Origin of the sequence: Stenotrophomonas sp. Y6 (assembly GCF_022436665.1) — a bacterium.
In the GTDB taxonomy this organism is placed as follows: Bacteria; Pseudomonadota; Gammaproteobacteria; order Xanthomonadales; family Xanthomonadaceae; genus Stenotrophomonas; species Stenotrophomonas acidaminiphila_A.
On record NZ_JAKUKB010000001.1, the window covers coordinates 219,669 to 238,822 of the forward strand.

Consider the following 19,154-nt stretch of genomic DNA (forward strand, 5'->3'; position numbering starts at 1 on the left):
CTTACTCCCCGGCCGCCAGCAGCGCCTTCAATGCGCTGGTACCGGCCACCGCCACCGCGCTACCGGCCGCGAGCGGCCCGCGCACCACCACCTGCGTCGCCGATTCGCCCAGCACTTCGACGGTCACCACCCGGTAGCCGCCCTGCGTGGCGGCGAACACCACGCTGTCGCGGCCCACCCGTGCCAACGCACCGCGCGGCAGCGCCAGCGCTCCCTGCGGTGCCGGCAGTTCCAGCGTCACCGCCACCGGCTGGCCCGGCACCAGTGCGCTGGCGGCCGCGAAGCGCGCGCGCACCGGCACGGTCTGGCTGGCGCCATCGACCGCGCTGCCCACGGCGGTGATCCGGCCGCGCGCGTCGGTGCCGTCGATGCGCGCCACCTGCCCGGCCGCCAGGCGCATGCGTGCTGCCGCCGGCGCACGGATGGCCACGTCCAGCTGCGCGGTATCGGCCACCACGAACGCGGCGGCCATGGCCTCCAGCGCCTGCCCCGGCGCCACCTTGCGCTCGAGCACGCGCCCGGCCAGCGGCGCGCGCAGTTCGTATTCGCCCGGCAGCCCGCCCCTGGCCGCCGGCGCCAGCGCCAGCGCCCGCGCGAACTGCGCCTGGGTGGCCCCGGTCTGCTCCTGCAGCGCGCGGCTGCTCTCGGCACGCGCGGCGGGCACGATGCCCTCGGCCAGCAGCTCGGCATCGCGCCGCGCCTGCCGCGCCGCCAGGCGTGCTTCGCTGGCCGCGCGCCCGGCGTCGGCCTCGAGCATCATCCGTTCGCGGCTCTGCACCCGCGCCAGCGGCGCACCGGCGGCGACCTGGCTGCCCTCGACTGCCAGCACCCGGGTCACCGTACCGGCGTACGGCGCGGTCACCACCGCGCTGCGCTCCAGCGCAGGCTCCACCGTCGCCGGCAGGTGTTCCAGCGAAATGCCGGTGGCCGCGACCGCCGCCGCGTTGCGCACGCCCAGCGCGCGCGCCTGCTCGGCCGGCAGGCGGATCGCCGCCGGCGCGGCAGCCACCGCGGTGCAACTGGCCAGCAGCAACGCCACGCCGAACGGCAGCGCCGGAAGGAAACGGGGACGGCAGGACATCGAACAACCTCGACGTGGGGTACGGGGTGCCGGGAGTCTGCCGGGCGCGGCTTTGGAAACGCTTAAGGCGCTCGAGTGCGAAGCAGTTGCGTTTGCGTCCCGCTGCCGGCGTCCGGCGGGTTGCCGCCGGCGGCGTGCGTGCACACGTTGGCACCGCCCCCACGCACGCCGGTTGCGAGCGCACCGGGCCAGTGGCTGCCGTGCTGGGTCGCACCAGCACGGCGGTGGCGACCGCGGTCAGGCCTCCGGCAGCGCCGGGAACGGGCCCAGGCGGGCGACCAGTTCGCCCGCTTCAAGGCGGAACTGCAGGTCCAGCGCGAGTATCCGCGCCAAGGTCCGCGCCAGGGCCAGGCCGAGGCCGCCATGGGTGTCGGGCGCATGCTCCGGGCGCTTGCGCCAGAAGCGCTCGCCCAGCCGCGGCAGGTCGCTGTCGTGCAGATCGGGCGCGGGATTGCGGACCTCGAGCCAGGCGCCCTCCGCCAGCACCCGCACCCCGGCCACGATGCGGCTGCCGGGCGGGGCGTACTCGGCGGCGTTCTGCAGCAGGTTGGCGACGATGCGCTCGAGCAGCGCGACGTCGCTCGACGTCCACCATTCCACCGCGCCATCGAGCTGGATGCGCGCGCCCGCGGACGTGGCCCGCGCCAGGACCTGGCGCTGCTGCTCGAGCAGCGCGCGCAGGTCCAGCGGCTCCGGCTGCGGCTCGGCCTGGCCGGACTCGTAGCGCGACAACGCCAGCAGGCCATCGACGCTGCGCTGCATGCGCTCCACCGCCGCCAGCGATATGGCCAGCGCCGCCGCCGCGCGGCCGGGGTCGCCACCGCGCAGCGCCAGCTCGGCGCTGGTGCGGATCTCGGCCAGCGGCGTGCGCAGCTCGTGGGCGGCATCGCGCGCGAACCGGCGTTCGCGGTCCAGCGCCTCATAGAGGCGGCCGAACGCGCTGTCCAGCGCCGCGGCCAACGGCGCCAGTTCCGACGGCAGGCGCGCGTCGAGCAGCGGCACCTGCGCCGCGTCCGGCGACAGCGTCCCCACCCGCCTGCCCAGCCGCAGCAACGGCCGCAGGCCACGGTTGACCACCACGATCGCCAGCGCCGCCGCGCCCAGCGCCGCCAGCAGGCTGACCAGCAGCAGCGACAGGTGGATGCGCCGTTCCAGCAGGTCCACGTCGGTGCGTTCGATGGCGACGGTGAGCAGCGCCGCGCGCGGGTCGCCGGCCGGGCCCGGGACCACCGGCTGCGCCACCGCGCGGCCGCGGTGGCCGTCGGGAAGCACCAGGTCGTAGTACAGCGGCTCGGCGGCGGGCATCCGCGGCGGGCGCGCCAGTGCCTGCGCGCCGCTGGAAGACGAGCGCGCGAGCACCGCGCCGGTGCGGTCCCAGATGGTGTAGAAATCGGTATGCCCGTGCTCGCGGAACTCGGGCATCAGCGCATCCACCGGGGTGCCGCTGGCAAGCATGGCGCCGACCGCGCGCGCGCGGTCGAGCAGCTGCGCGTCCAGCCGCGCGTACAGGTGGTGGTCCAGCACCTGGTCCAGCAGCAGGAACAGCACCACCAGCAGGCTGCCCAGCCCGCCGACCAGCGCCACGATCAGGCGCCGCCGGATCGACCTCAGCCAGCGCCGCTCAGACGACCACATAGCCGAACCCGCGGCGGGTCTCGATCAGGCCGTCGACGCCGGCACGCGCGAGCTTGGCCCGCAGGGTGCTGACCAGTACCTCGATCACCTTGTCCGAGGCGGTGCTGCTGCCGGCATACAGCCGCTCGAACAGGCCGCCGCGGGTATGCACGCGGCCGCGCTCGCGCAGCAGCAGTTCCAGCAGCGCGTACTCCTTGGGCGACAACGCGATCGCCCCGTGCGGACCGGTCACCAGGCAGGTCGCGGTATCCACGCTCAGCGCGCCGGCGACCAGCCGCGGCGACGCGTCGTCGAAGCGGCGCCGCGCCAGCGCCTTCAGCCGCGCCAGCAGTTCGTCGATGGCGAAGGGCTTGACCAGGTAGTCGTCGGCGCCGCGGTTGAGCGCCTCGACCCGGTCGCTGACCTGGTCGCGCGCGGACAGTACCAGCACGCGGGTGGCGCGCCGCTGCGCGCGCAGGCCGTCGAGCACCCCCAGCCCGTCGATGCCCGGCAGCGCCAGGTCCAGCACCATCAGGTCATAGTCGTAATGCGCCAGGAACCCCAGCGCCTGGCTGCCATCGGCGGCGGCGTCGACCGCGTGGCCCTCCGCGGCCAGGGCGATGGCCAGGCTCTCGCGCAGGGCGGTGGAATCCTCGACAAGCAACAACCGCATGGGGCAGACGACATCACCGGAGACCGCGGCATCATGCCCTGTCCGTCCGGCCAATGCACCGCGGGCCTGTCATGCCGCCGTCGCCGGCGCCGGGCTAAAGTCCGCCGCACGCCGGCCGCTAACTGCTTGCGACGACCCGCCACCGGATTCCCCCACCCATGACAGTGTCGCCGCCGGCCGGCTTCGACAGCCGACCGATCACCCCGCTGCCCCAGCGCATCCTGCTGGTCGAGAACTCGCGCACCTTCACCACGATGCTGCGCGAGGCCATCGAACAGCGCCTGGAGCTGCCGGTGAGCGTGGCGTCCTCGCTGGCCGAGGCCGGCGCCCTGCTCGACGCCGAGGACGACTGGTTCCTGGTGCTGACCGGGCTGGTGCTTGCCGACGGCGACCGCGACGGCGTGGTGGCCTACTTCGTCGAACGCGGGCTGCCGACCATCGTGGTCAGCAGCGTCTACGACGAAGACCTGCGCCGGCGGGTGCTGCAGCAGGACATCATCGATTACGTCCTGAAGAACACGCCCGGCAGCCTGGATTACCTGGTGTGGCTGGTGCAGCGGCTGGAGCGCAACCGCCGCATCTCGGCGCTGGTGGTGGACGACTCGCCGTCGGCGCGCGGCTACGCCGCCTCGCTGCTGGCCATGTACGGCTACCGCGTCGCCCAGGCCGGCGACGGCCCGGCCGCGCTGCAGGCGCTGGAAGCGGACCCGGCGATCCGCCTGGCCATCGTCGACCAGGAAATGCCGGGGATGGACGGGGTCGAGCTGACCCGCCGGCTGCGCGCCCTGCGCGCGCGCGACCGGGTGGCGGTGATCGGCATCTCCGGCAACTCCGACCCGTCGCTGATCCCGCGCTTCCTGAAGAACGGCGCCAACGACTTCCTGCGCAAACCCTTCTCGCGCGAGGAGTTCTTCTGCCGGGTGTCGCAGAACGTCGACCAGCTGGAGCTGATCGGCACCCTGCAGGACCTGGCCACCCGCGACTTCCTCACCGGCCTGCCCAACCGCCGCAGCTTCCTGGAGCGCAGCCAGCGCCAGCTGGAGCGGCGCGCCGCCGATGCCGGCAGCGTGGCGGTGGCGATGGTCGACATCGACCATTTCAAGCACATCAACGACAGCCTCGGCCACGAGGCCGGCGACCAGGCGCTGCGCGCGGTGGCCGGGGTCCTGCACGCCCACACCCGGCCGCAGGACCTGAGCGCCCGTTTCGGCGGCGAGGAGTTCTGCCTGCTGGTCACCGTGGAGGACGAGGACGCCTGCGCGCGCCATTTCGAACAGCTGCGCGCGGCCGTGGCCGCGCTGGAGCTGACCCTCGGCGGCAGCACGCTGCGCATGACCGTGAGCATCGGCGTGTGCCGCATGCCGGCGCACAGCTGCACGCTGCACGCGCTGATCGCCGAGGCCGACCGCCAGCTCTACCTGGCCAAGGCCGGCGGCCGCAACCGGGTGCACGGCATTACCCTGGACGAAACCGCCTGCGTGCTTTGATCCAGATCAACGCGGCGCGCCGCCGCCCTGCCTAGAGTGCGCCCGACAGCATCTACTTGGAGAAGCGGCGGTGGCACTTTTGGTCTGGCAGGACGATCTCAACACGGGCGTGGAGGTCATCGACCACCAGCACATGCGCATCGTGGAGATGCTCAACCACCTGCACGTGACCCAGAAGAGCATGGAGCGCGTCGCCGTGGGCGAGGTGATCGACGAATTGATCGACTACACCCTGTCGCACTTCGCCTTCGAGGAAGAGCTCATGGAGGAGGCGGGCTACCCGTTCTGCGCCGCGCACAAGCGCGTGCACGAGGTGTTCATCAAGCGCGTCTCCGAGTACCGCATGCGTTTCGAGTCGGGCGAGGACATCACCGACGACCTGCGCAACATGCTCTCGCGCTGGCTGTTCAACCACATCCGCGGCGACGACAAGGCCTACGCCGAGCACGTCAAGCGCCACCTCAACAAGTTCGCCCGCGAACATGAGGAAGGCGGCTGGCTCGGGCGCACGCTCAAGCGCCTGTTCCGCTGAGCGCAGCGGGCGCCTGCCGGCGCCGCGCGGCGCATGGCGGCTCGTGCACCATGGAACCGCCGGGAGCGATGCCCGGCACCCGGCCATGAACGGCCGATGGCCGCCAGGGATGGCGGCCCCCCTTGCCCGCCACGCGCGGCAAGGATCAGCGCCGCGGCGCGGCGCGGCGCTGGATCGCCCATAACGCCAGCGCGGTGGCCAGCGCGGTGGCGCACAGGTAGCCGCCGACCGCACCGACCCCGAACTTCCCGGCCAGCCAGGTCGCCGCGTAGGGCGCCGGCGCGGCGCCGAGGATGCCGGCCAGGTTGAACGACAGCGAGGCGCCGGTATAACGCACCTGCACCGGATACAGGCTGGCCAGCATGGTGCCGCAGGGGCCGTAGGTCAGGCCCATCAGGAACAGCCCCAGCGACAGGAAGCCCAGCACCTGCCACGGGTGCGCGGCCTGGAACAGCGGCTGGAACAGCAGCCCGAACACGAAGATCGCCAGGGTCGCCCACAGCATCGTGCGGATCGTGCCGTGGCGGTCGCCGTGCAGCGCCGCCAGCGGGATGCCCGCGGCGAAAAACAGGATGCCGACCATCTGCAGCAGCAGGAACTGCTCGCGCGTATAGCCCAGCGCCGAGGTGCCGTAGCCCAGGGTGAACACCGTCATCAGGTAGAACAGCACGAAGGTCGCGAACGCCGCCAGGGTCCCGGCCACCAGCGCGAAGCCATGGCCGGCGACCACCTCGCGCATCGGCAGCCGCACCCGCTGCCCGTGCGCGACCGCGCGGCGGAAATCCGGGGTCTCGTGGATGTTCAGGCGCACCCACAGGCCGACGATCACCAGCAGCGCGCTGGCCAGGAACGGCACGCGCCAGCCCCAGGCCAGGAACGCGGCATCGTCCAGCAGCCGGCCCAGCAGCAGGAAGATGCAGGCCGACATCAGGAAGCCCAGCGGCGCGCCCAGTTGCGGGAACATGCCGTACCAGGCGCGCTTGCCCGGCGGCGCGTTCTCGGTGGCCAGCAGCACCGCCCCGCCCCATTCGCCGCCCAGGCCCAGGCCCTGGCCGAAGCGGCACAGCGCCAGCAGCGCCGGCGCCAGCAGGCCGATATCGGCATGGGTGGGCAACAGGCCGATGGCGACCGTGGACAGGCCCATGGTCAGCAGCGCCGCCACCAGCGTGGCCTTGCGCCCGATGCGGTCGCCGTAGTGGCCGAACAGTGCCGAGCCCACCGGCCGCGCGATGAACGCCACCGCGAAGGTCGCCAGCGACTGCAGCAGCGCCGCATTGGCGCTGCTCTCGGGAAAGAACAGCGTGGGAAACACCAGCACCGCCGCGGTGGCATAGATGTAGAAATCGAAGAACTCGATGGTGGTGCCGACCAGGCTGGCGGCGAGCACGCGGCGCGGGGAATTGGCGGGAGTCGCGATCGAGGGCATGGGCGCCAGGGCGGGGAGATGTCCGCGCAGTCTGCCACGCCGCGGGCAGCCACTGCCGGCCGCCGGCGGCGACACGCCAGCGCGTCCACCGCCCCCTGCATCGCCCCGTCCTGGCCTGACCGGCACGCTGCCGGGCGCTGCGCGAAGCGACCCACCGCGGCCCGCCGGCACGTTGCCCCGGGCCCGGCCACGGCGGCGTGTGTTCACGCCCGCGCGACGTCCCCGCAACGGGAATTGAACGCGGCCTTGGCGCGCCCTCCACCGCGGTTAACCGCGGCGCAGCGGCAAGCCGCGCCACGCTGCCGGTTCACGGTCGCGTACACGGGCGCTCGGCTAGGTTCGGCCGTGCGCATATCGACGCGCCGAAACGACAGGAGCAGCCATGAACGATCGACCGCTACAGACCGCCCTCCTCGCCGCCGCGCTGGCGCTGGCCGGGTCCGGCGCCGCCCACGCGCAGGACGCGCTCACCGCGCCGCAGGTACGCGCGCAGCTGGAGGCGCAGGGCTATACCAAGGTCAAGGACCTGGAGTTCAAGGACGGCATGTGGAAGGCCGATGCCACCAGCGCCAACGGCAAGCACGTGGATGTGCGCCTGGATCCGCGTACCGGCAAGGTGTACCCGGACAAGGCGGTGTCGCCGCTGGGCGAGGCCGATATCCGCGCCCAGCTGGCCACCGCCGGTTACAGCGGGGTGCATGACGTCAAGCTCGACGATGGCCTGTGGCACGCCAAGGGCACGACCGCCGCGGGCGAGAAGGTGAAGGTGCGGCTGGATCCGGCGACGGGTGAAGTGATCGCACTGGAAAAGGACTGACCGCCGCCATGCCGGGCGCATGATGCAGCGGTGGCCGCCGCGGGCCGGCCCAGGCGACGGGCCCGCGGCGTGCCTGGATCGCGTCAGGCCAGCACGCCGGCCTCGCGTAGCGCCGCTTCCACCCGCGGCTGGTTGCCCGACTCCAGTTCGGTCATCGGCAGGCGCAGGGTGCCGCCGCACAGGCCCAGCCGCTGCATCGCCCACTTCACCGGGATCGGGTTGGCCTCGACGAACAGCTGCCGGTGCAGCGGCAGCAGCCGCCGCTGGATCGCCATCGCCGCCGGCACCTGCCCGGCCAGCGCGGCCACGCAGAGCTCGTGCATCAGCCGTGGCGCCACGTTGGCGGTCACGCTCACGTTGCCATGCCCACCGCACAGCATCAGCGCCACCGCGGTGGCATCGTCGCCGGAGTACACCGCGAACCCGTCCGGCACGTCGCGGATCAGCCACTGCGCGCGCTCCAGGTTGCCGGTGGCTTCCTTGATGCCGATCACCCCCGGCACCTGCGCCAGCCGCAGCACGGTGTCGTGCTGCAGGTCGGCGACACTGCGGCCGGGCACGTTGTAGAGCACGATCGGCAGGTCACCGGTGGCCTCGGCGATGGCGCGGAAATGGCGGTACTGCCCTTCCTGCCCCGGCTTGTTGTAGTACGGCACCACCTGCAGCTGGCTGTCGGCGCCGACCTGGCGCGCGTACTGCGCCAGCGCGATGGCCTCGGCGGTGGAATTGCCGCCGCAGCCGGCCATCACCGGCACCCGCCCGGCCGCCTGCTCCACCGCCACGCGGATGATCTCGCAATGCTCTTCCACGGTGACCGTCGGCGACTCGCCGGTGGTGCCGACCACGCCGATGCAGTCGGTGCCCTCGGCCACGTGCCAGTCCACCAGCCGGCGCAGCGCCGGGTAATCCACGCTGCCGTCTTCGTGCATGGGCGTGACGAGCGCGACGATGCTGCCGCGCAGGGGGACGTGGGAGGAGGTCATCGCGGTATCCGGGGGCGTCGGGGAGAAGGAACCGTCGATTCTAATCGTGAAGCCGGGCACGCGGCCCTGTCCGTCCGATGCCGCGCACGTTGGTTTCAACCCCAACCAGATCGCGCGGGCACTCCCGCCCCGGCAGGTACCGCCGTTGGCCAGCGCGCGCCGTCGCCCGCCGCGGCGACCGGCTCGGCGGACACGGCGACCACGCACGGCAGCGGGAGGCTCAGGCGCCCGCCACCGCCGGATGCAGCCGCGCCCACAGCACGATCATCGCCAGCGCCAGGAGCACCCATACCGCGGTGGCCACGCCCAGCGTGACCGCCAGCGGCCAGCGCACGCTGCCGAAGTAGACCACCACCAGGTAGCCGGCATAGGGAAACAGCGACCACAGCCCGAACAGGGCGGTCTTCTGCAGGTCGGCACCGGTGCGCTGGCTGCCGACGATGTAGTGCGCGATCAGCGCGAACGTCGGGAACAGCGGCACCAGGCCGGCGATGAAGAAGCTCTTCGACCTGGCCAGCAGCGCGATGGCCAGTACCGCCAGCGCGCCCAGCAGGGATTTCAGGAACAGGGGAATCATGAGCGGCGCGTTGCGTTTCGAGGGGAGCGGCTGCGTGCGGCGTGGACTAGCGGGCCGCCAGCACCAGCGCCAGCGCGACGGCGGCCGGCAGCGCCTGCACGAACAGGATGGCGCGGCTGGCGGTGGCGGCGCCATACAGGCCGGCCACCAGCACGCAGGCCAGGAAGAACGTGCGCACGCCGTATCCGGCCGCGTCCAGCGCCAGGGCGTAGACCAGGCCCGCGGCCAGGAAGCCGTTGTAGAGCCCCTGGTTCGCCGCCAGCACCCGCGTCTGTTCGGCGAACTCACGGCTCAGGCCAAAGGCCCTGCGCCCCGCCGGCCGCGTCCACAGGAACATTTCCAGCACAAGGATGCCGGCATGGATCAGCGCGACCAGGGCGGTCGCGATATCGGCAATGAGCAGCATGACCGCCTCGTCCAGTCGCGGCAGGCGAGCATGCGCGACTTGCCGCAGGCCGGCAAGCACGGCGGCCGCGGCGTCCCCGGCCTCACTTACAATGCCGCCCCCCTGTTCCACCGGCATGCGCATGGACATCATCGTCAACGAAGAACTCAAGGCCTACATCGATCCGCTGACCGCGGACGAGCATGACGCGCTGGAGCGCAGCCTGCTGGCCGAGGGCTGCCGCGACGCGCTGGTGCTGTGGGGCAACGTGCTGGTCGACGGCCACAACCGCTACGGCATCTGCCGCAAGCACGGCATCCCGTTCCAGACGGTGCAGAACACCCGCTTCCAGTCGATGCAGGACGTGCACCTGTGGATGATCGAGCAGCACCTGGGGCGGCGCAGCGTGTCCGATTTCCAGCGCGGCGTGCTGGCCCTGCGCAAGCGCGCGATCGTCGAGGCCCGGCACCGCGCCGAGCAGGAACAGCTGCGCCGCGAGAGCGAGGGCGAGGCGCCGCTGGCGGCGGCCACCGACGGCCCGGCCGATGCCGACCTGCCGCCGTGGGAGCCGGCGCCGAAGCTGTCCAGGGCCGAACTCGCCCGCGAAGCCAAGCTCAGCGCCAGCCAGGTGACGCTGATCGAGAAGATCAGCGCGCAGGCCGCGCAGGAGGTGATCGAGGCGGTGAAGGCCGGCGAGATCTCGCTCAGCGCCGCGGCGGTGGTCGCCAGCCTGCCGGAGGAGGAACAGCGCGCGGCCGCGCAGGGCGGCAAGAGCCAGCTGAAGGAAGCCGCGCGGCGGGTGCGCGAGTCGCGCCGCAAGCCGCGACCGGCGGCGGAGGACGCCGCGCAGCCGCCACAGGACCTGCCCGCGCAGGCCAGTGGCGACGCCGGCGAAGTGGAAGCGCTGCGCCAGCGCGTGGCCTCGCTGACGGCCGAGAACCAGGCGCTGCGCATGGAGCTCGAGGCACTGCGCGCGCGCCTGGCCGGTGCCGCGCCGGCGGACGCCGCGTAGGCCTGACCGGCCGCGTCCCGGCGCACCGCGCACTGCCGCCAGGGCGCAGGCGGCGCGCGCCGGTCCTGCGCGCACGACCCCGCGCGATTGCAAGACGGCCGGCCGGGCGGTCACCATGCGCCCGTCCCCACAGGAGTCGGCCATGGCCTCGGCATCCCCGGAACTGGAACAGTTCGTCCGCGACGCCTTGATGCGCGGCCATGACCGCGAACAGGTGCGGCAGGCGCTGCTCGCCGCCGGCTGGAGCGCCGAACAGATACGCGGCGTGCTCGACGGCTGGGCCGAGGTGGACTTCGCGCTGCCAGTGCCGCGCCCGCGCGCTTCGCTGTCGGCGCGCGAAGCGTTCCTCTACCTGGTGCTGTTCAGCACCCTGTATTTCTTCGCCTGGAACCTGGGCAGCCTGCTGTTCGCCCTGCTCGAACACGCCCTGCCCGACCCGGCCGACGCGCAGTGGCAGGTGGCGCGGCTTACCGGTTCGATCCGCTGGTCGATCTCGGCGCTGGTCATCGCCTTCCCGGTGTTCGCCCTGCTCGCCCGCCACCTTGCCCACGACGTGGCGCGCAATCCGATCAAGCGGCTGTCGCCGGTCCGCCGCTGGCTGACCTACCTGACCCTGTTCGTCGCCGCCAGCGTGCTCATCGGCGACCTGACCACGCTGGTGTTCAACCTGCTCGGCGGCGAACTGAGCCTGCGTTTCGTACTCAAGGTCGCGGTGGTGGCGGCCATCGCCGGCACCGTATTCGGCCACTACCTGCGCGACCTGCGCCGCGAAGAGGTCGCCGACGGCGGCCACGCCGGCTCCGGTCGCGGCGTGCTGTGGGCGACCGGCATCGCCACGGTCCTGGCGGTCGCTGCCGGTGTATGGACCATGGATTCGCCGATGCAGCAGCGGCAGCTGCGGCTGGACGAAGCCCGCATCGGCGATCTGCAGACCCTGGAGTCGGCCATCGTCGCATGGCGCGGCGAACACGACGCGCTGCCGCCGGACATGGATGCGCTGGCCGCACAGCCGGGCGTCAACCTGCCGCGGCGCGATCCGGCCGGCGGCGCGGATTACCGCTACCGCCGCATCGACGACAGCCACTACGAACTGTGCGCGGACTTCGCCACCGACAGCGGCCAGCGCCGCGCGCGCTGGCGCCTGCCGCAGGCCGGGCAATGGGCGCACCCGGCCGGTGCGCACTGCTTCCGCCGCAGCGCGGGTGACAAGGATTGAGCGTGGCGCCGGCCGATCCGCGCCGCGCCCAGTTGCGCCGGCTCAAGCTGTACGCGCTGGCGATGCTGCTGGCAATGCTGGCCGGCTTCGTGCTCAGCCACCTCAACGGCGAACACGGCGCCTGGGCGTGGGTGGGCGCGTTCTGCGAGGCGGCCATGGTCGGCGCGTTGGCCGACTGGTTCGCGGTGGTGGCGCTGTTCCGGCGCCCGCTGAACCTGCCCATCCCGCATACCGCCATCATTCCGCGCAGCAAGGCGCGCATCGCCGACAGCCTGGCGCTGTTCGTGCGCGACCACTTCCTCGAGCCCGAGGCCCTGCTGGCCAAGCTCAGGGTGTTCGACCCGGCCACCCGCCTGGGCCAATGGCTGGCGCAGCCGCCGCAGGCGCGGATGCTGGCCGGCATGGCCCGCGGCTGGGCGCTGCAGGCACTGGACCTGCTGGACGAATCGGCCGTGCGCCGGGCCATCCAGGGCTTCGTGGTCGAACAGCTGCGGCAGTGGAACGCCGCGGCCACCGCCGGCGACCTGCTCGGCCTGCTGACCGCCGACGACCGCCACCAGCGGGTGCTGGACGAGGGCCTGACCCGCATTGCCGGCTGGCTCGACAGCGAGACCGTGCGCCAGCGTGCCTCGGCACTGATCGTGCGCTACATCCGCAAGGAATGGCCGAAGCTGGCCAGCACCGTGGACTGGGTCAAGCCGATCGACGAGATCGGCGATTCGCTCGCCGGGCGCATGGCACGCGCCGGGCTGGACGAATTGCAGGCGATCCTGTCCGAACCCGGGCATCCGCTGCGCCAGGACTACGCACGCTGGCTGGGCGGCTACCTGCAGCGGCTGCGCGAGGACCCCGCGCTGGCCGCGCGGGTGGACGCGCTCAAGCAGCAGCTGATCGACCACCCGGCCGTGCAGGATTACGTGCAGGGCCTGTGGCAGCGCATCCACCAGCAGCTGCGCGATGACCTGTCGCGCGAGGATTCGGTGCTGGCCGCGCACCTGGAACGCAACCTCGGCAAGCTCGGCGCCAGCATCGGCCGCGACCCGGCGCTGCGCGACGCGCTCAACCAGCACATGCTGGCCGGCGCCGAGCGGCTCACCACGCGGCTGCGCAGCGGCGTGACCACGCACATCGCGCAGACGCTCAAGGCCTGGGACGAGCGCAAGCTGGTCGAGCAACTGGAACTGAGCGTGGGCCGCGACCTGCAGTACATCCGCTTCAACGGCACCCTGGTCGGCGGCCTGATCGGCCTGCTGCTGCATGCGCTGACCGTCTGGCTGCGCTTCTGATCGCGGCCCGAGCCGCTGCGCCCGTGCCCGGCCGCAGCGTGCAACCGCTTGCCCGATCAATTGAGAATGGTTATCGTTAATACGTAGGCAGTACGCCCAGCCCTGCGCGGCGCGATGCATCGCATCCCCCGCCGCCCGCCCCGTGTACCCCCCAACCAAACCGATGCGGCGCGACGCTTCCTGCGTCGTGCCGTGCATGTGGGCCGGCTACGGGAGAGGCGACGTGCAGCGCACGGTCACGCGGGGCGTGGCGCGCTGCCATGGGCGATTCCGCGGGTCGGCCCTCCCACCGCCCACCAGGAATCCACGATGCAGTCCCCACGCTTGCTCCCGCCGCCACGGCCCACACTGCTGGCCCTCGCCCTGAGCGCCACCCTGTCCGCGCCCGCCGCACTGGCCCAGACCGCGCCGGGCGACGCCACCACGCTCGATGCGGTCAAGGTCGTGGCCGAAGCCGACGACGCGTACACGGTGCGACACGCGCGCACCGCGACCCGGCTCGACCTGTCGCTGCGCCACACCCCGCAGTCGGTCACCGTGCTGACCCGCCAGCAGCTGGACGACATGGGCCTGCACGCGATGTCCGACGTGATGGGCCAGGTGACCGGCGTGCACGTCTCGGTGACCGACAGCGAGCGCATCAACTACGTCTCGCGCGGCTACAACATCAGCAACTTCCAGGTCGACGGCATGCTCAACACCTTCAGCGGCTACATCAAGACCAACAACGACAGCGCCCTCTACGAGCGCATCGAGGTGGTCCGCGGCGCCACCGGCCTGACCACCGGCGCCGGTGATCCGTCGGGCACCATCAACTACGTGCGCAAACGCCCCACCGACCAGTTCGCGATGAGCGCCAGCGTGACGGCCGGGCGCTGGGGCAACCAGCGCCTGGAGGCCGACATCGGCGGCCCGCTCGCGCTGGACGGCCGCGTCCGCGCGCGCATGGTCGCGGCCAGGCAGCAGAGCGATTCGTTCCGCGACGTGTACCGGCTGGACAAGGACGTGTTCTACGGCATCGTCCAGGCCGACCTCACCAGCAGCACCCTGCTCGAGGCCGGCTACGAATACCAGTCGCCGGAGACCTCCGGCGTGACCTGGGGCGTGGTGCCGTACTGGGGCGTGGACGGCCAGCCGGCCAACCTGCCGCGTTCGACCAACCTGTCGGCGCGCTGGAGCCAGTGGCCGATCGTGGAGAAGACCGCGTTCGCGCGGCTGGAGCAGAGCCTGGGCCACGACTGGTCGGCCAGGGCCAGCTATACCCGCTCCCGGCGCGATACGCAGGGCCAAGTCTGGTACGGCGCCGCCGGCTATCCACGCCCGGACGGCAGCGGCGTGCGGGCCTACGTGGGCGTGTTCGGCGAGCGCGGCGACATGCAGGTGCTGGACCTCAACGCCGGCGGCCCGTTCCGCCTGTTCGGGCGCGAACACGAACTGGTGGTCGGCGTCGGCCAGTCACTGCGCAAGGGCGAAGTGCCGGCGACCGACTACGCCTATCCCGACGGCTACGACCAGGTCGCCGACTGGCGCCACTGGGACGGCAACGTCGCGCCGCTGCGCGTCACCCGCCCCGGCTGGCTGGCAGCGCAGGACGAACTGAAGCAACGCGCCGCCTACCTGGCCACGCGCCTGCAGCTGGCCGACCCGCTGCTGGCGGTGCTGGGCGCGCGCTACGGCAGCTGGGAGACGCGCAGCTGGAACTACACCCGCGACAGCGCCGGCAAGCTGCTCGGCACCCGCCGCGGCGGCTACCGGCCCGACGATTCGCTGACCCCGTACGCGGGCCTGGTGTATGACCTCGGCGCGCACTTCAGCGCCTATGCCAGCTACACCGACATCTTCCAGCCGCAGAACTACCGCGACAAGGACAACCGTTATCTGAAGCCGGTGCTGGGCGACATGTGGGAGGCCGGCCTCAAGGGCGAATTCTTCGATGGCCTGCTGAACGCCTCCGCGGCGCTGTTCAGGGGCGCGAAGGACAACGTCGCCGAGCTGGACGATTCGGTGCCTGAAGGCTCGCTGCCCGACGGCGCCAGCGCCTACCGCTCCACCGGCAAGGGCAACCGGGTCAAGGGCTGGGAAGTCGAAGCCCAGGGCCGCCTGGGCGAGCGCTGGAACCTGTCGGCCGGCTATGCCCACACCACCGTGCGCAACCAGCAGGGCGTGCGCCAGAACACCACCACGCCGGTGGACACCTTCCGCCTCAATGCCAGCTGGCGTCCCGACGGCGCCTGGAGCCGGCTGTCGCTGGGCGGCGGCGCGACCTGGCAGAGCGCGATCTGGCGCATGAGCAACCGCCCGGCCGCCGACTACGCGACCAGCGGCAGGACCTACAGGTCGCCGATCACCCAGGACGCGTTCTTCCTGCTCAACGCCTTCGCCAGCTACCGCTTCAACGACAACCTCTCCGCGCAACTGAACATCAGCAACCTGCTGGACAGGAAGTACTACAACAACGTCGGCTTCTACGACGGCGTGTACTGGGGCGAGCCGCGCAACGTGCGCCTGACCCTGCGCTGGAAGCTGTAAGCCCTCCAGGGAAACGCTGCCGGATGCAGCGCCGGCCATGGATGGCCACCTTCCGCCGCGCGCAGCGCGCGGCGCCCGTCCGATCCGATACCGCAGACTCCGTGGACAACACGATACCCCTCCCCCACCCGTGGCACCGCCGGCTCGGTGCCTTCCTCGCCCGCCCCTGGCCGGGCGTGTTGTCGCGCACGCTGGCGGCGATCCTCGGCGGCTATGCCCTGGCCGCCGCGTCGGCCGCATTCCTCGCCGTGGCGCTGCCGATGGCGCGCAGCCAGGCGGTGCTGACCGGCATGCTGCTGGCCATCGTGGTGTACGCCTGCGCCGCGTTGTGGGCCTTCGCCAGCGGCAGCGCGCTGCGCGCCTGGGCCGGCATCGCCACCCCCGCCCTGCTGTTCTGGCTGGGCGTGCAGTGGCTGGGAGCGCCAGCATGAAGCAGGGGTTCCGCCAGTCGATGGCCTGGCTGCACACCTGGACCGGGTTACTGGTGGGCTGGGTGCTGCTGCTGATCTTCATGGCCGGCACCGCCAGCTACTACCGCGAGGAGATCAGCCGCTGGATGCGCCCGGAGCTGCCGCGCAACGCGGTCGACGCCGACCAGGCCGCGGCCAATGCGCTCGCCTTCCTGCGCGAACGGGCGCCGCACGCCGAGAGCTGGAACGTAAGCCTGCCCGACCCGCGCAACCCGGCCATGCGCACGTTCTGGCGCAACCCCGAGTCGATGGCCCCGCCGCCGGCCGACGGCGGCGAACGACGCCGCCGCGGCGGGCGCTTCGGCGACGCCACCCTGGACCCCAACACCGGGCGCGAGGTGAGCGCGCGCGACACCCGCGGCGGCGACTTCTTCTACCGCCTGCACTTCGACCTGCACTACCTGCCGGTGCTATGGGCGCGCTGGATCGTCGGCTTCTGCGCGATGTTCATGCTGGTGGCCATCGTCACCGGCGTCATCACCCACAAGAAGATCTTCCGGGACTTCTTCACCTTCCGCCCGGGAAAAGGCCTGCGCTCGTGGCTGGATTTCCACAACGTCAGCGCGGTGATGGCCCTGCCCTACCACGCGATGATCACCTATACCGGCATCGTGACGCTGATGTTCCTGTACCTGCCGTGGGGCGTGAAGGCGGCTTACCCGGACGACGAGGACGCGTTCTTCAACGACGCCTTCGCGCGCCTGGCCGAGGTCCAGGGGCCGGCCGCGGGCCGCGCGCCGCCGCTGCCGCTGCCGATCCAGCAGCTGCTGGACAGCGCGCGGCGGCACTGGAATGGGGCGCAGATCGCCGGCTTCGTGGTGCACCGCCCCGGCGCCGCCAACGCGGTGGTCGACATCCAGCAGCGCGACGGCCGCCGGTTGAGCATCGACACGCCGTCGCTGCGCTACGACGCGGTCAGTGGCGCGCTGCTCGGCGCCAGCCCGGATGCCGGTGGCGCCACCCGCACCCGCGGGGTGCTGTACGGCCTGCACCTGGCCCGCTTCGCCGAGCCCGGGCTGCGCGCGCTGTTCTTCCTGTCCGGGCTGGCCGGTTGCCTGATGGTGGCCAGCGGCGTGGTGCTGTGGGCGGTCAAGGAGCGGCCGAAGCATGCCAGGGCCGGGAAGACCGGCGTCGGCCTGCGCCTGGTCGATGCGCTCAACATCGGCACCGTGGCCGGCCTGCCCATCGCCTTCGCCGCCTACTTCTGGGGCAACCGCCTGCTGCCGCTGCAGCTGGCCGGACGCCCGGCGGCCGAGGCCGACGTGTTCTTCTGCGCCTGGGGTGCTGCGCTGCTGGCTGCCCTGGCGTGGCCGCGGCGGGCGATGTGGGTCGCGCAGCTGTACCTGGGCGCGGCCGCGTTCGCGCTGCTGCCGCTGCTCAACGCGCTGACCACCCGCACCCACCTGGTCGCGGCCATCGCCGATGGCGACTGGGCGCTGGCCGGCTTCGACCTGGCCATGATCGGCTTCGGCGCGATGCTGGCGTGCTGCGCCTGGCGCGTGCAGCACTGGCAACCACCGCCCAGCGCGGCGCAAAGGAAACGCCGGCAGCACGGCGCCGGCGAGGAGGCCCGTGCATGATGGCGCTCGCCCTGGGGCTGTCGTTCGCGGCGTTCGCCACGCTGTCGCTGGCCATGGAAAAACACCAGCAGGACCTGTACGGCAAGGCTGCCGCCAGCCCGGCGCGCAGGCGGCTGTGGCGCGGACTGGGCTGGGCGGTGCTGGCGCTGAGTACCGGCCTGTGCGTACGCGCGCACGGCTGGGCGCTGGGGCCGGTCATCTGGCTCGGCGCGCTGACCGCCGCCGGACTGGTACTGGCGCTCGCGCTGCATCCATACCGGCCGCGCTGGGTGGTGCCGCTGGCATGGACGCTGCCGCTCGCCGGACTGCTGGTCGCGCTTAGCTGACGGCGGCGGCGCATGCGCCGCGACGCCGGGTGACGGGCGCTGCCCCGTTCCCGGATCGACCCTCCGGGAACGGCACCCGCCGCGCTTACGGCACCGCCGCGGTGACGACGATCTCGATCTTCCACGCCGGGTTGGCGAGCTTGGCCTGCACGGTGGCGCGCGCCGGCGTGGCGCCTTCCGGCACCCACTTGTCCCAAGCCTGGTTCATGCCGGCGAAATCGGCCATGTCGGCCAGGAAGATTTCCGCGCGCAGGATGTGGCGCTTGTCGGTCGGCGCCAGCCGCAGCAGGTCGTCGATGGCTTTCAGCACCTGTTCGGTCTGGCCGACGATGTCGGCGCTGGTGTCTTCGGGCACCTGCCCGGCGAGGTAGGCCACGCCGTGGTGGATGGTCATTTCCGACATGCGCGGACCGGTATCGAAACGTTCGATCATGGGCTTTCCCGTGGGTGGATGTAGGCCCATTGTGCCCGCAACCGATGGTTTCAGCGGAGACGGGGCAGCCGCCACAACTGCACGGCGGCCAGCGCCAGCCAGCCGAGCACCAGCGCGATCACCGCCTTCTGCCCCAGCCCGCGCGGCGTGTCGCGCCAGAGCACGTGCAGCCACAGCCCGGCGAACGCCAGCCACGCCCATCCCCACGCCAGCGGATAGGCACCACGCCAGCGGCGGTCGCGACCGAAGCACCAGGCCTGCAGCAGCATCGCCGTGGTGACGCACAGGAATGCGGTCTGCGCGGCCAGCGCATGCACCAGCGGCGCCAGCGCCGGCGCGTGCTGCGGCAGCCAGCTGTCGCCCACGGCCACCGTGGCCAGGCCGGTGCCGGCCGCGCAGAACAGGGCCAGCGGCAGTCCGCGCCGCGCCGGTCCGCGCAAGCGCAGGTGCAGTGCGATGGCGAGCGCCACGATCGCCGCGGCCAGCACGCAGTAGGCGCTGCGCAGCCACGGCGCGTACGGGCCGTGCAGGTACAGGCTGAGCGTGGCACGCGTCCAGTCCAGGTCGGTACGCGCCACCTGCAGCCAGGTCGCGACAACGGTGAACAGCAGCAGCGCCGCCAGCACCGGCAGCGCGGCCAGGCGCGCGGGATCACGATGTGGACGGTGGCGGCCGGCGGCCACGGCCTGTTCCTTGCGCAGGGTCGGGACACCAGCTTAGCCGCGCC

General features: G+C 72.3%; 19 protein-coding genes. 10 read left to right on the forward strand and 9 right to left on the reverse strand.

Annotation, left to right across the window (positions count from 1 at the left end; genetic code table 11):
• Position 1: 1 nt before the first annotated feature.
• The 3 genes from MKP15_RS01095 to MKP15_RS01105 all read right to left on the reverse strand — a co-directional run bounded on the left by MKP15_RS01095 (position 2) and on the right by MKP15_RS01105 (position 3,368).
• Entirely contained in the window at positions 2-1,081 is a 1,080-nt protein-coding gene (locus tag MKP15_RS01095) for an efflux RND transporter periplasmic adaptor subunit (RefSeq protein ID WP_240211508.1), read from the reverse strand.
• A 237-nt stretch (positions 1,082-1,318) separates the two neighbouring features.
• A complete protein-coding gene (locus tag MKP15_RS01100; RefSeq protein WP_240211509.1) occupies positions 1,319-2,716 on the reverse strand; it encodes a histidine kinase dimerization/phospho-acceptor domain-containing protein in 1,398 nt (465 codons plus the stop codon).
• Complete coding sequence (locus MKP15_RS01105) at positions 2,703-3,368, reverse strand: response regulator transcription factor (RefSeq protein WP_104938464.1); 666 nt, start codon at positions 3,366-3,368, stop codon at positions 2,703-2,705. Before MKP15_RS01105 ends, MKP15_RS01100 begins: the two co-directional genes overlap by 14 nt.
• A 158-nt stretch (positions 3,369-3,526) precedes the next feature.
• On the opposite strand from MKP15_RS01105, the gene MKP15_RS01110 reads away from it, so the two are divergent.
• On the forward strand, positions 3,527-4,855 hold the full coding sequence (locus MKP15_RS01110; protein WP_104938463.1) for a diguanylate cyclase: 1,329 nt from the start codon (positions 3,527-3,529) through the stop codon (positions 4,853-4,855).
• Between the two features lie 70 nt (positions 4,856-4,925).
• The gene (locus tag MKP15_RS01115; RefSeq protein ID WP_054664537.1) at positions 4,926-5,387 is read left to right on the forward strand and encodes a bacteriohemerythrin; all 462 of its coding nucleotides are present in this window, start codon (positions 4,926-4,928) and stop codon (positions 5,385-5,387) included.
• 145 nt (positions 5,388-5,532) lie between these two features.
• Here MKP15_RS01115 and MKP15_RS01120 read toward each other — a convergent pair whose 3' ends face one another.
• Positions 5,533-6,813 (reverse strand): MFS transporter, encoded by a 1,281-nt coding sequence (locus MKP15_RS01120; RefSeq protein WP_240211510.1) that lies wholly within the window; start codon positions 6,811-6,813, stop codon positions 5,533-5,535.
• A gap of 382 nt (positions 6,814-7,195) precedes the next feature.
• On the opposite strand from MKP15_RS01120, the gene MKP15_RS01125 reads away from it, so the two are divergent.
• Entirely contained in the window at positions 7,196-7,630 is a 435-nt protein-coding gene (locus MKP15_RS01125) for a PepSY domain-containing protein (RefSeq protein ID WP_240211511.1), read from the forward strand.
• Positions 7,631-7,713: 83 nt separating this feature from the next.
• Here MKP15_RS01125 and dapA read toward each other — a convergent pair whose 3' ends face one another.
• The 3 genes from dapA to MKP15_RS01140 form a co-directional block, all read right to left on the reverse strand.
• Entirely contained in the window at positions 7,714-8,613 is a 900-nt protein-coding gene (gene dapA, locus MKP15_RS01130) for a 4-hydroxy-tetrahydrodipicolinate synthase (protein WP_240211512.1), read from the reverse strand.
• A 220-nt stretch (positions 8,614-8,833) separates the two neighbouring features.
• Positions 8,834-9,190: a GlpM family protein gene (locus MKP15_RS01135; RefSeq protein ID WP_240211513.1), complete on the reverse strand. Its 357-nt coding sequence runs from the start codon at positions 9,188-9,190 to the stop codon at positions 8,834-8,836.
• Positions 9,191-9,236: 46 nt separating this feature from the next.
• Complete coding sequence (locus MKP15_RS01140) at positions 9,237-9,596, reverse strand: DUF1304 domain-containing protein (RefSeq protein WP_240211514.1); 360 nt, start codon at positions 9,594-9,596, stop codon at positions 9,237-9,239.
• Between the two features lie 121 nt (positions 9,597-9,717).
• On the opposite strand from MKP15_RS01140, the gene MKP15_RS01145 reads away from it, so the two are divergent.
• From MKP15_RS01145 to MKP15_RS01175, 7 genes are all read left to right on the forward strand, one after another.
• Positions 9,718-10,587 carry a plasmid replication/partition related protein gene (locus tag MKP15_RS01145; protein WP_240211515.1) on the forward strand — a complete coding sequence of 290 codons (870 nt, stop codon included), beginning with the start codon at positions 9,718-9,720 and terminating at the stop codon, positions 10,585-10,587.
• A 142-nt stretch (positions 10,588-10,729) separates the two neighbouring features.
• Complete coding sequence (locus MKP15_RS01150; RefSeq protein WP_240211516.1) at positions 10,730-11,803, forward strand: DUF5671 domain-containing protein; 1,074 nt, start codon at positions 10,730-10,732, stop codon at positions 11,801-11,803.
• Between the two features lie 2 nt (positions 11,804-11,805).
• Complete coding sequence (locus tag MKP15_RS01155; RefSeq protein ID WP_240211517.1) at positions 11,806-13,089, forward strand: DUF445 family protein; 1,284 nt, start codon at positions 11,806-11,808, stop codon at positions 13,087-13,089.
• 309 nt (positions 13,090-13,398) lie between these two features.
• A complete protein-coding gene (locus MKP15_RS01160; protein ID WP_240211518.1) occupies positions 13,399-15,618 on the forward strand; it encodes a TonB-dependent siderophore receptor in 2,220 nt (739 codons plus the stop codon).
• A 101-nt stretch (positions 15,619-15,719) separates the two neighbouring features.
• A complete protein-coding gene (locus tag MKP15_RS01165) occupies positions 15,720-16,049 on the forward strand; it encodes a DUF3649 domain-containing protein (protein WP_240211519.1) in 330 nt (109 codons plus the stop codon).
• A complete protein-coding gene (locus tag MKP15_RS01170; protein ID WP_240211520.1) occupies positions 16,046-17,668 on the forward strand; it encodes a PepSY-associated TM helix domain-containing protein in 1,623 nt (540 codons plus the stop codon). Before MKP15_RS01165 ends, MKP15_RS01170 begins: the two co-directional genes overlap by 4 nt.
• On the forward strand, positions 17,665-17,994 hold the full coding sequence (locus MKP15_RS01175) for a DUF3325 domain-containing protein (RefSeq protein ID WP_240211521.1): 330 nt from the start codon (positions 17,665-17,667) through the stop codon (positions 17,992-17,994). The genes MKP15_RS01170 and MKP15_RS01175 overlap by 4 nt, the downstream gene beginning before the upstream one ends.
• Positions 17,995-18,079: 85 nt before the next feature.
• Here MKP15_RS01175 and MKP15_RS01180 read toward each other — a convergent pair whose 3' ends face one another.
• Positions 18,080-18,427: a RidA family protein gene (locus MKP15_RS01180; protein ID WP_240211522.1), complete on the reverse strand. Its 348-nt coding sequence runs from the start codon at positions 18,425-18,427 to the stop codon at positions 18,080-18,082.
• Positions 18,428-18,477: 50 nt separating this feature from the next.
• On the reverse strand, positions 18,478-19,110 hold the full coding sequence (locus tag MKP15_RS01185) for a DUF998 domain-containing protein (protein ID WP_233996321.1): 633 nt from the start codon (positions 19,108-19,110) through the stop codon (positions 18,478-18,480).
• Positions 19,111-19,154: the final 44 nt, after the last annotated feature.